We start from the raw sequence: 12766 nt of genomic DNA, 5'->3' as shown, positions 1-12766 counted from the left end.
ATTATCAATACCAAAGCGGGTTATTTTTCTCCCTTGCAACTAGGAGGATGGTCGGTATTGTTCATAAAAATCTCCAAAGACACTGCCGATACGACAGTCGAGGTATCTTATCAAAACTGATACAAAGTGGCAGTTGAAATTTATTTATCAATAAGAATTAGTTTGCCTATTCTTTAAAGCACTGCTCATACTTATCACTATCAAAACTAAAATGGCTGGGCGACATGAAAAATATCGAGCGACGTGCTTACATCAAGCGTAAAGGCTATATCTGTATTGGTTGGACATGCGTTATTCTTGGTTTGATTGGAATAACTGTTCCCTTACTTCCAACCGTTCCTTTTATCTTACTGGCACTTTACTGCTTTGGATCTGCATCTCCTAAATTCCAAAACTGGCTACTTAACCATGCAACACTCGGCCCTATAGCTCAACGTCTAAAAAATAAAGAAGGGTTAACGATCAAGGAGAAAACCCACTCCCTAATTATGATATGGCTCTCCATGGGCAGTGTATTTTACTTCATTGCGTTAGGGACACATTGGCAATACGCCATTGCCGCACTATTACTGTTCGAAACTTGGTTTATCTTACGCTTTAAAACATGCACAAAAAAAGCGCCATAACGGCGCTTTTATCAACAAAAAACGATTTATTGAATCGTGATCCGAGCAAACTTACGTTTACCGACTTGGAACACGTAGGTACCTGACTCCGGCGCAAACTTCGCATCAGAAACCTTTTCACCTTCAATTTTTGCAGCGCCTTGCTTCACCATACGCATCGCTTCAGATGTTGATGCACATAATCCAGCTTCTTTAAGCAAGTTACTTACTGGTAGACCAGCATCAAAAGTGAACTCTGGCATTTCATCTGGGATTTGATTTTTAGCGAAACGGTTAACAAATTCCTGCTCAGCCATGTCAGCATCCGCAGCAGAGTGAAAACGCGCAATGATCTCTTTTGCTAAAAGGACTTTGATATCACGAGGGTTTTTGCCAGACTCAACGTCAGCTTTAAATTGAGCAATTTCTTCCAAAGGACGGAAAGACAACAGCTCATAGTAGCTCCACATTAAGTCATCTGAAATTGACATGATCTTACCAAACATTTCGCTTGGTGCTTCGCTAATGCCAATATAGTTGTTCGCTGACTTTGACATTTTCTTCTCGCCGTCAAGGCCAACAAGAAGTGGCATCGTCAATACAACCTGAGGTTTCTGGCCATTGGCTTTTTGTAGCTCACGTCCCATCAACAGGTTGAATTTCTGGTCAGTACCACCAAGCTCAACGTCAGTTTCCATAGCAACTGAGTCATAACCTTGCAGGAGTGGGTACATAAACTCATGAATTGCAATTGGCTGACCATTGCTGTAACGCTTTTTAAAGTCGTCACGCTCAAGCATACGTGCAACCGTCTGGTTAGCCGCCAGACGAATCATACCCTCGGCACCAAGTTCTGATAGCCATTCTGAGTTAAATTGGATCTTTGTTCTTGCAGGATCAAGGATTTTAAACACTTGCTCTTTGTAGGTTTCTGCATTACGCAGTACATCTTCACGAGTCAATGGTGGACGAGTGGTATTCTTACCAGTTGGGTCACCAACCATGCCCGTAAAGTCACCGATCAGAAATGTCACATCATGGCCAAGTTCTTGGAAAGCACGAAGCTTATTTAGAATAACTGTGTGACCTAAGTGGATATCAGGAGCCGTTGGGTCAGCGCCCAACTTGATACGAAGAGGGCGATCCTCTTTTAATTTAGCAATCAACTCTTCTTCTGGAATTAATTCATCAACACCGCGCTTAATCTCGGCCAGTGCAGCTTCAATACTCGCCATTCTTGTTCACTCCCACAGATTTGGCAAAAATTTGATAATTTGCCATCTTACTTGAATAGCGATGCTTTTTGAAACCAGTTAGACTAACTATATACGTAATTTTATTTAAATTTGCAGAACGAACTTAAAATGTTGTCTATTTGGGCTCGACTACCATGGATGCACCGAGCATTAATTGTCTTTTTTAGTGCCATCATCGTCTTCGCACTGTTTTTTCTTCCTGATCCGAAGGATCTCAGTCCTAATGTAAAACGCTTGGAAATCGGGCGCCATTATCCATTAACAATCAACTCTGAAGCGCTTTCTCCAGAAACGACTGTTTCCCCTATCGCACTCTTACGCTGGGAAAAACACACTGTCGCGTCTGGTGAGAGTGCTGCAAAACTCTTTCAACGCTTAGGACTATCTTCTCGTCTTCTCTATAGCCTTACATCGTCGCATGCAGATATTAAGCGTCAGCTTACTCACCTAAAGCCAGGAGACAAACTTGAGTTTGGGTTTGATGAAAACAACAAGTTAGTTCAACTAAAACGACGAATGAGCCCTTACGAAACGTTTATCATTACTAAAGCCGATAAAAACTTTCGCTCTAAAGTCGATAGCAAAGAAGTACATTATCAATACAACTACGCTGAAGCGGATATCAGCTCGAATTTTTGGAACGCAGCCAAGAGTGCAGGGCTATCTGCTAACCAAATTATGGAGTTAGCAGGCATTTTTGGTTGGGATATCGACTTTGCATTGGACATCCGAAAAGGCGATGAATTTAAGTTGTTGTATCAGGAGAAAGTTGTGGAAGGTGAAGTGGTAGGTCGAGGAAAGATCATTGCTGCTATATTCACAAACCAAGGCACTACTTTTAAAGCATTCTTCGATGACAACAGCGGTAACTATTACGATGAAAATGGCAGAGCAATGAAAAAAGCATTCTTGCGCTCTCCGCTCGATTTCCGTCGCGTCAGTTCGAATTTCAACCCACGCCGTCTCCATCCAGTCACAGGACGAGTTCGTCCTCACCGCGGTACTGATTATGCGGCACCTGTGGGTACGCCTATTTGGGCTGCTGGTGACGGCATTGTACAAAAATCAAGCTATAACAAATTTAACGGCAATTACGTCTTTATACGTCACAGTAATACTTATGTGACTAAATACCTGCATTTAACTCGTCGGTTAGTCAAAACAGGGCAACGAGTAAAGCAAGGCCAGACTATTGGTACGTTAGGTGGAACAGGCCGGGTTACGGGTCCCCACCTCCATTATGAATTCTTAGTTAATGGTGTACATAAAAATGCTCGAACAGTGAAGCTCCCTCAATCAAAATCATTAACAGGGAAAGCTAAAAGCACATTCTTGGCTAACGCGAAAAAACGCGAAGCTAAGCTAGAGCGATACAGTGAACTGTTATACGCGCGAAACTAGATTTAGTTTTTCAGAAAGCCTAGCCACATAGTGACTAGGCTTTTTTTACGTGCTCGCTTAACAGAACTCTCTTTTGGGGAATAACAAGGCAATATGACAGAGACTCCTAAGTTGCCGGCACATTTAAAACGCAAGCCTTACTAACGCACCTTCACCAAATCGTTTATCCCCTCTATCACTGCTTTGCAATACACCCTTATTGTGTCTCGTTACGGTCAGTTTGGATATCAAATTACTTTTACGCCATGTCCAAGCAATGAAGCTGAACTTGAACTAACTCTCCCATAAAAAGAGATGGAACAGAATCAATACTTGCACCAATAGAACCGCCTTTCTTAAGCACAACCTAACTTACCTAATTTAACCTTGTTACGCGCATTAAAATAAGCACATTTGAACAATAAACGGATGGGTTAAAAAAGCCGTTTTTGTACTAATTGATGAAGATAAAAATATAAATCGCACAAAAACACTTCATATTGCGATAACAATCACAACAAGACGGCAGATTCAATTTATCTACGTAAATTAACGTTAACTAACGAGAGTGATGGATATCTCAGTAACCAGAAGAAGAAAACAAGGCAATACAGAAAAACACCCACAAAGTAAGTAATTACTAACAAGAGAACTTCAACACCACTCTTAATGCGACCCAGTTCAAACTGGAAAAAACACACAATTTTTAATGACAAACAAAAAAAATGACGTTATTAACGTCACTACAAGACCTTTTAACGTTTTTAACGGAATGTGGAATTGCCTATTTATCAGTAAAGGTGTTTTCTTACTCTGCCTAAGGCCTACAGGCCACTCAAAATTGGATGAGCACCTCCGCTCTGATGATAAGACATTGAGGTAGGCCTTAGTGAGTGTTTATCAATTGATGACATTCGTTATCCATTAGTGAAATGAAAGCAAATAGTAAGGAACAGCTATGCTTGCCAACATTAAAAAAACAGCACTAGCAACAGCAATCATTGCTACAGCAACAACTGGTTTTTCATCAGTAGCTACAGCAGCTGAGCGCAGTGAACTAACGATCCACCCTAAGGAATTTACTACTTTTGTTCGTAACTTTAACCCGTACCTAGGTGCAACAAACTTGCACACTACAACGGATTTTATCTACGAGCCTCTAGTAGTTTTCAACGAAATGCACGGTAATACACCTGTATTCCGTTTAGCAGAAAACTTCAAAATGTCTGACGACCTAATGAGTGTTACTTTCGACATTCGTAAAGGTGTTAAATGGTCAGACGGCCAAGCATTTACTGCTGATGACGTTGTATTCTCTTTCAACCTAGTAAAAGAAAAACCAGAGCTTGACCAAAGTGGTATCAACTCTTGGGTTACTGGCGTTGAAAAACTAAACGATTACCAAGTTAAATTCCGTCTAAGCGAAGCGAACTCAAACGTTCCTTACGAAATTGCTAAAGTACCTGTAGTACCTGAGCACGTATGGAAAGATGTGAAAGATCCAGCAACGTTTACTAACGAAAACCCAGTAGGTACTGGTCCATTCACTGAAATCGACACTTTCACTGCACAGCTATACGTTCAGTGTGCTAACCCTAACTACTGGGATGCAGACAACCTAGACGTTGACTGTCTACGTGTACCTCAAATCGCAAACAATGACCAATTCCTAGGTAAAGTTGTAAATGGTGAAATGGACTGGACTTCTTCGTTCATTCCTGACATTGACCGTACTTACGCAGCAGCAAGCCCTAACCACCAATACTGGTACCCGCCAGCAGGTACTCAAGCATTTGTAGTTAACTTCAAGAGCCCAGATGCAGCTAAGAAAGAAGCCCTAACAAACGTAGACTTCCGTCGTGCATTCTCTATGGCACTTGACCGTCAGACTATCATCGACATCGCATTTTACGGTGGTGGTACGGTGAATGACTTCGCATCTGGCCTAGGTTACGCATTCGAAGCTTGGTCTGATGAAAAGACTCACAACAAGTACAAGTCTTTCAACACGTACAACGTTGAAGGTGCTAAAGAGCTACTTAAGAAAGCTGGTTTTAAAGACGTAAACAAAGATGGATTCGTTGACACTCCATCAGGCAAGTCTTTCGAGCTTCTAATCCAATCGCCAAATGGTTGGACTGACTTCAACAACACTGTTCAGCTAGCTGTTGAGCAACTTGCAGAAGTTGGTATTAAAGCAAAAGCTCGTACTCCAGACTTCTCTGTGTACAACCAAGCAATGCTTGAGGGTACATACGATGTTGCATACACCAACTACTTCCACGGTGCAGACCCATACACATACTGGAACAGTGCTTACAACTCAGCACTTCAATCTGGTGATGGTATGCCTCGCTTCGCGATGCACTTCTACAAAAACTCTAAGCTAGACGGCCTTCTAAACAGCTTCTACAAAACAGCTGATAAGAACGAACAGCTTGAGATTGCTCATGGCATTCAGCAGATCATCGCTGCGGATCAGGTAACTATCCCAGTAATGTCTGGTGCATACATGTACCAATACAACACAACTCGCTTCACTGGTTGGTGGAACGAAGAAAATCCTAAGGGCCGTCCAAACATTTGGGCTGGTATCCCTGAGCGTCTACTTCACGTACTGGACCTAAAACCAGTTAAATAAGTAGAAGTTCATTCCTCGCGGCGTACTTCCGTGCGCCGCTATAAATCTCCTCTTGATACTGTTTACAGTGTGGCGCAAGTCGTCAGGGGATTGTTCGCTCTAAATTTGTAATTTCGCTAGGAGCGACCTGAAACCAGAAACAGGGAAAATCTGGGTGAGTAAGGTGTGAGTTATGGGTTATTTTTTAAGACGTTTGTCGTTCTATTTGGTCGCGTTATTAGTTGCGGCGACATTAAACTTTATTATTCCAAGAGCAATGCCGGGTGATCCGGTTACCATGATGTTTGCAAACGCTTCCGTTCAGGTTACCCCTGAGCGTATTGAAGCGATGAAGCAACTATTGGGTTTCGTTGATGGCCCGATTTGGATGCAATATTTTGCTTACATGAAAAACATTCTTAGCTGGGAACTTGGTACTTCTATCCAGTTCTATCCGCTATCTGTAAACTCTCTACTTGGTGGCGCATTTGGTTGGTCATTATTCTTAGCGGGTTCTGCTGTTATTCTTTCGTTCTCTATCGGCTCAATACTCGGTATTTTTGCTGCATGGAAACGAGGCAGCCGTTATGACGCATTCGTAACGCCAGGTATGCTTATCATGCAAGCAGTCCCTCAAGTTGTTATTGCAATGCTTACCCTATTTATCTTTGCAATCGGTCTTAAATGGTTCCCAACGGGCTACGCTTACACGGCAGGTACTACACCAGACTGGACTAGCTGGGCTTTCTATAAAGACGTCGCTTATCACGCAATACTGCCCCTATTCTGTGCTGCTGCTGTTCAAATTGGTGGCTTCCTAGTAAACATGCGTAACAACATGATTAACTTGCTAGCAGAAGATTACATCACCATGGCTAAAGGTAAGGGCCTGAGTGAAAACCGCGTTGTATTTAACTATGCGGCACGTAACGCACTACTTCCTAGTGTCACTGCACTTTCTATGTCTTTAGGTATGGCGATCGGTGGTCAGCTTATCGTTGAAATCATCTTCAACTACCCAGGTCTCGGTACCGTTCTTCTTAACGCAATCAATGCACGTGATTACCAAGTACTTCAAGGTCAACTATTGATCATGACGCTATTCATGCTGTCATTTAACCTGATTGCTGACATGCTTTATGTTGTCCTAGACCCTCGCCTACGTAAGGGAGGCAAATAATCATGAAAGAACTATTTAAACTTATTCTACGTAACTCTATTGCACGCGTTGGTCTAGTTATTGTTAGCTTGTTCTTGTTCATGGCAGTGGCGGCTCCACTTGTCACTAAGCATGCACCAGACAAGCGTACAGGTAACCCACACGAATACCCTTCTTTCGTAGTGAAATCAGCACAATCAAACCCAGATGGCTGGGTAGCGAAGAACCTAGCTGATGATCGCCGCACACTCATCATGTCGAAAAAAGCGGATCACGTCCTTGGTACAACTCGTATGGGACGCGACGTATGGTCTCAGCTAGCTTATGGTGCTCGCGTTTCACTAGCCGTCGGCTTCGGTGCTGGTATCACTGTATGTTTCCTAGCTACCGTTATCGGTATTTCTGCTGGTTACTTTGGTGGTCGTGTTGATGACGTGTTAACAGCCGCAATGAACATCATGCTGGTTATTCCACAATATCCATTATTGTTTGTTTTAGCCGCTTTCATTGGTGAGGCAGGGCCACTAACCATAGCCATCATCATTGGCTGTACCTCCTGGGCGTGGGGCGCGCGGGTTATCCGTTCACAAACCCTTGCGCTGAGAGAGAAAGAGTTTGTGAAAGCCGCAGAAGTTCTTGGTGAGTCTTCTTTCCGTATTATTTTTGTTGAGATTCTTCCAAACCTAATCCCAATTGTTGGTGCGAGTTTTATCGGTTCGGTTATGTACGCCATCACTATGGAATCCATTATTTCGTTCCTAGGTCTGGGCGATCCGAACACCATCAGTTGGGGCATCATGCTTTACAACGTTCAAACCTCTTCTTCTATGTTGATCGGCGCTTGGTGGGAATTGATTGCTCCATGTTTAGCACTAACATTCCTTGTTACTGGCCTTGCTCTACTGAACTTTGCAGTAGATGAAATTGCGAACCCACAGCTTCGTTCTCACAAAGGTATGAAGCGCTGGAAAAAGCTTGCACAGCAAGACAAAAATGAACGTGAGCCAGAACTACCACCTCAAAATGCACTTTGGAGCGGAGATAAATAATTATGACTGCACCACTAATTTCTATCCGCAACCTTTGCGTTGACTACATTACAGATGCGGGCGATGTCCGTGCCTGTAATAACGTAAGTTTTGACCTAGCCCCAGGAGAAGTCTTCGGCTTAGCTGGCGAATCTGGCTGTGGCAAATCGACCGTTGCTTTCTCATTGATGCGCCTACATAAGCCACCTGCATTTATTACCGGAGGTGAGGTGATCTTCAATGGTGAAGACATCTTGAAATACAGTGACGAGCGCATGCAATCGTTCCGATGGAGCGAAATGTCAATGGTATTCCAAAGTGCAATGAACGCACTCAACCCTGTTCTAACCATGGAAGAGCAGTTCTGCGATGTTATTATGCGCCATACCAACATGACGCGTGAACAAGCAAAACGTCGTGCTGAAGGCTTGTTAGAGATAGTCGATATCCACCCTAGCCGATTGAACGACTACCCTCACCAATTCTCTGGGGGTATGCGTCAGCGCCTAGTGATCGCAATTGCACTCGCACTTAACCCTAAAATGATCATTATGGACGAACCAACTACAGCACTTGATGTTGTGGTCCAACGTGAAATCCTACAAAAGATTTATGCGTTAAAAGAAGAGTTTGGCTTCTCGATTCTTTTCATCACTCATGACTTATCGCTTATGGTCGAATTCTCAGACCGTATCGGCATCATGTACTCTGGTGAGCTTATCGAGGTCGCCCCATCGAAAGAAATTTTAACTAGCCCATATCACCCTTACACAAAAGGGTTGGGTAGCTCATTCCCTCCATTGACTGGCCCTAAAACCAAATTGACAGGGATCCCTGGTAATCCACTTAACCTTCTGGAAATTCCTCAAGGTTGTCGCTTCCAAGCTCGTTGTGACCGTGTTCATGAAGCTTGTACCAGAGTCCCAACAAAGCTTCGTGAAATCGAGCCAGGTCGTTTATCTAACTGCCATCTATATGGCGAACCTATTGCCCAAGCAAAAGTGTAAAAGCAATAACGTATAAAATTACTGGAGGCAATTATGAGCAAAGAATATGGAGAACTACTCATCGAGGGTAAAAATGTCGTCAAAGACTTCCCGTTGAATAGTAACTCGTTAAAGCAATCAAGAATGCGTGCAATTAATGACGTATCTTTCAAAATGTACAAAGCTCGCGGGCTTTCTGTGGTAGGTGAATCCGGTTCTGGTAAATCTACAACAGCAAAAATGATTGCAAAAATGTATGCACCAACAGCAGGCACAATTGAATACAAAGGTCGTGATATTTTAGACATCACTTCGAAAAAAGATCTGATGCATTACCGCGAAGGTATTCAAATGGTTTGGCAAGATCCGTTTGGCTCACTAAACCCAACACACAATATTTTCCATCATATTGCTCGTCCACTGATCATTCATAGAAAAGTGGATCCTAGCAATAAGAAGGAGTTGGAAGAACGAGTTTATGATCTGCTAGAACAAGTAGGCCTGATCCCGCCAAAAGAAACCGCTGCGAAGTTCCCCCACCAACTTTCTGGTGGTCAGCGCCAACGTGTAAACCTTGCCCGAAATATTGCCGTTGGCGCTGAAGTGGTACTTGCAGATGAACCAACCTCGATGTTAGACGTCTCTATCCGTGCTGGTGTTCTAAACCTAATGGAAGAGATGAAGTTCGAGAAAAAGATGTCGTTACTTTATATCACTCACGACATCGCAACGGCTCGTTATATCGCGGAAGATCTTGCGGTTATGTATGTCGGCCATATGGTTGAATGGGGTGATACTGAAGAAATCATTCATCACCCACAACACCCGTATACTCAGCTACTTGTTTCAGCCGTACCGGATCCGAGCAAATCCATCCATGAGAAACTGAAAGGAAATAAAGGCGAAATTCCACTGTGGACACCTGAATCCGTTGGCTGTCCTTTTGCAGGTCGCTGTCAGCACGCGACGGAGAAATGTCGTGAACGTTTACCAGGCGTGACTCAGCTTTCAGATAATCACTTCGTACGCTGTTACTTGTACGAATAATCACAAACTAAAGCCAGAAGCCCTGCTTCTGGCTCTCTACCCCTAAAAAGAACAATTAGATTATTTCGGAGTTTTGCATGCTGTTACTCATTAACCATATTGGTTATGACCTTTTTGGCCCCAAACAAGCAGTATTAATGGTACAAGAAAGCCAACCCTCTTGTGACGTAGCTTTATTAGTCTGTGCAAATAGCCATCAAACAGTTGCAACGTTGAAAATGAGTAAAGGGGAGCGTGTTGCAAATTGGCATCAAGGCTATTTTTGTCACATCGACTTTTCTGACATTCAGCAAAGTGGACGCTTCTACCTCAGAGTCAATGAAACTCGTTCAGAAACCTTCGAAATCGCTGAAAACCTATTGATAGACGCCACTCTCTCTGACGTACTGCATTATTTCAAATCACAACGTTGTGGTGGCACTTTCGACAAACAAGACCATCAAGTACCTTTGCTCGGAACACAACAGCTAATTGATGTACATGGTGGTTGGTACGACGCATCTGGCGACGTCAGTAAGTATCTAAGCCATTTATCCTATTCGAACTATCTGAATCCTCAGCAAACACCAATGGTCGTTTGGAATATGCTCAAAGCGTTTGAGCTCACTCAGAAAGAGGCTAGTTTTGCCCGTTTTACCCAGACTCGCTTAATTGAAGAAGCTTTATTTGGTGCTGATTTCCTTGTCCGGATGCAAAACGAACAAGGCTTCTTCTACATGACGGTATTTGATAAATGGTCAAAGGACATCACACAACGTGAAATTTGTGCGTACGCGACACAAGATGGCCATAAATCTGATGATTACCAAGCCGGGTTTCGCCAAGGTGGAGGTATCAGCATTGCCGCACTTGCTGCTGCAGCGAGATTAGATATCGAAGGAGAATTCAGTCGTGCTCAATATCTTGAATGTGCCGAAAAAGGATACTGGCACCTAAAAGAATTTAATACCCAATACCTTAATAATGGCGAAGAGAACATCATTGACGAATACTGCGCACTACTAGCCGTAGTGGAGCTATATCGAACCACTTCTCAAGAGCGATATTTGCATGAAAGCCGCATTTGGGCGCAACGACTAGCACAGCGCCAATGCAGTGATAGTGATATCAAACATTTTTGGAGTGCAAACCAGGATGGATCTCGCCCTTACTATCACGCAGCCGAAGCCGGATTACCAGTTATTGCCCTTGCGGAATACATCACAATAGAGCCCGAAGCTAAACGACAAGCTGACTGTTTGGTTGTTATCGAAAAAGCATGTCAATTCGAACTAGATATATCCCAACAAGTGGCAAACCCATTTGGTTACCCGCGTCAGTATGTTAAGCCCATCGACAACGAGAAAAGAACCGCTTTCTTTGTCGCGCATAACAATGAGACAGGATATTGGTGGCAAGGGGAAAACGCACGCTTAGGCTCTCTAGCGACTATGGCGTATCTCATTCAACCTTTGCTAAGCGATCCGAAGCTCAAACATGAATTAGCACGTTACGCCCAGAACGCTCTCAACTGGATCTTAGGTCTTAATCCATACGATATGTGTATGCTCGATGGACACGGCCACAACAATCCAGATTACCTTCCCCATCTTGGTTTTTTCAACGCTAAAGGCGGCGTTTGTAACGGCATTACTGCTGGCTTTGAAGATGAAGAAGATATCGCCTTTAACCCTCCAGGGCAAAAAGATGACATGTTGCAAAACTGGCGTTGGGGCGAACAATGGATTCCTCACGGAGCCTGGTATCTACTGGCGATTACTAGCCAGTATTCTCACTACTCTTCTCTACAGGCGGAGGCATAATCATGACAAAATTCTATGTAGGTATTGACGGTGGCGGCACCTCTTGCCGCGCGCGCATACGTGACGAACACGGCACTTTCATCGGAGAAGCCAAAAGTGGCAGTGCAAACATTCTTCTAGGCGTTGACGTAGCTATGCGTTCCATTACCAGCGCCATTAAAGATGCGGCGCAACAAGGTGGCTTGAGTGACGCGGACTTCAATCGAATGCACGTCGGCTTAGCTCTTGCGGGTGCAGAACAAAAATCCGCCTGGCAAGCATTTATGGCGCAGGCGCACCCTTTTGCCTCTATCACATTAAATACGGATGCTTACGGCGCTTGTATTGGCGCTCATAACGGCGACGATGGAGCGATCATGATCGCTGGCACCGGCTCTTGTGGTATCTACCTTGCGAGTGGCCAGCAACATGTAGTTGGCGGACGTGAATTCCCAATTTCCGATCAAGGTGGCGGCGCGGTGATGGGGCTTCACCTGATCCAGCAAGTTTTACTTGCGCAAGATGAAATCGTTGAAAACACCCCACTTGCTCAACATGTCATGGCACATTTCAATAATGACGTTGATTCAGTTGTTGAATGGTCAAAATCAGCATTGCCCCGTGACTACGGTCAGTTTTCTCCAGCTATTTTCCAGTTTGCTCAACAAGGTGATGCTCTCGCAATACAAATGCTCAAACAAACCGCAGCCGACATTGAAATGTTTCTTATCGCATTAAACCGCAAAGGCGCAACTCGCATTTGCTTAATGGGAAGCATTGCAGAGCGGATTTCTGCGTGGCTATCACCACCTGTTCAAAGTTGGATAGTGAGCCCTCAATTTGACGCAATTGAAGGAGCTTTAATGTTTGCTGGCAAGCCAGAGCATAACCTGTATTAGAGGTG

General features: G+C 43.8%; 10 protein-coding genes. 9 read left to right on the top strand and 1 reads right to left on the bottom strand.

Annotated features, from left to right (window positions below; translation table 11 throughout):
* Positions 1-224 precede the first annotated feature (224 nt).
* Entirely contained in the window at positions 225-626 is a 402-nt protein-coding gene (locus tag ACQEXU_RS04565) for a YbaN family protein (protein WP_367987279.1), read from the top strand.
* Between the two features lie 26 nt (positions 627-652).
* Here ACQEXU_RS04565 and tyrS read toward each other — a convergent pair whose 3' ends face one another.
* Positions 653-1840 carry a tyrosine--tRNA ligase gene (tyrS, locus tag ACQEXU_RS04560; protein ID WP_427009863.1) on the bottom strand — a complete coding sequence of 396 codons (1188 nt, stop codon included), beginning with the start codon at positions 1838-1840 and terminating at the stop codon, positions 653-655.
* Positions 1841-1969: 129 nt separating this feature from the next.
* Here tyrS and ACQEXU_RS04555 point away from each other — a divergent pair, with 129 nt between their 5' ends.
* The 8 genes from ACQEXU_RS04555 (at position 1970) to ACQEXU_RS04520 (ending at position 12761) form a co-directional block, all read left to right on the top strand.
* Complete coding sequence (locus ACQEXU_RS04555; RefSeq protein WP_427009862.1) at positions 1970-3262, top strand: peptidoglycan DD-metalloendopeptidase family protein; 1293 nt, start codon at positions 1970-1972, stop codon at positions 3260-3262.
* 937 nt (positions 3263-4199) lie between these two features.
* Positions 4200-5882 carry an ABC transporter substrate-binding protein gene (locus ACQEXU_RS04550; RefSeq protein WP_367987282.1) on the top strand — a complete coding sequence of 561 codons (1683 nt, stop codon included), beginning with the start codon at positions 4200-4202 and terminating at the stop codon, positions 5880-5882.
* Between the two features lie 172 nt (positions 5883-6054).
* Positions 6055-7041, top strand: coding sequence for an ABC transporter permease (locus ACQEXU_RS04545; protein ID WP_367987283.1), 987 nt, complete (start codon positions 6055-6057; stop codon positions 7039-7041).
* A gap of 2 nt (positions 7042-7043) precedes the next feature.
* Positions 7044-8069, top strand: coding sequence for an ABC transporter permease (locus ACQEXU_RS04540; protein WP_367987284.1), 1026 nt, complete (start codon positions 7044-7046; stop codon positions 8067-8069).
* A 2-nt stretch (positions 8070-8071) separates the two neighbouring features.
* Positions 8072-9055, top strand: coding sequence for an ABC transporter ATP-binding protein (locus ACQEXU_RS04535; protein WP_367987285.1), 984 nt, complete (start codon positions 8072-8074; stop codon positions 9053-9055).
* Between the two features lie 33 nt (positions 9056-9088).
* On the top strand, positions 9089-10081 hold the full coding sequence (locus ACQEXU_RS04530; RefSeq protein ID WP_367987286.1) for an ABC transporter ATP-binding protein: 993 nt from the start codon (positions 9089-9091) through the stop codon (positions 10079-10081).
* 77 nt (positions 10082-10158) lie between these two features.
* The gene (locus ACQEXU_RS04525; protein WP_427009861.1) at positions 10159-11883 is read left to right on the top strand and encodes a glycoside hydrolase family 9 protein; all 1725 of its coding nucleotides are present in this window, start codon (positions 10159-10161) and stop codon (positions 11881-11883) included.
* A 2-nt stretch (positions 11884-11885) separates the two neighbouring features.
* Entirely contained in the window at positions 11886-12761 is an 876-nt protein-coding gene (locus ACQEXU_RS04520) for a BadF/BadG/BcrA/BcrD ATPase family protein (RefSeq protein ID WP_427009860.1), read from the top strand.
* Positions 12762-12766: the final 5 nt, after the last annotated feature.

Source organism: Vibrio sp. TRT 21S02, from assembly GCF_050113675.1.
GTDB lineage: Bacteria > Pseudomonadota > Gammaproteobacteria > Enterobacterales > Vibrionaceae > Vibrio.
Note: the sequence above shows the minus strand (reverse complement) of the source record. Positions and strands in the feature narration are given on the sequence as shown.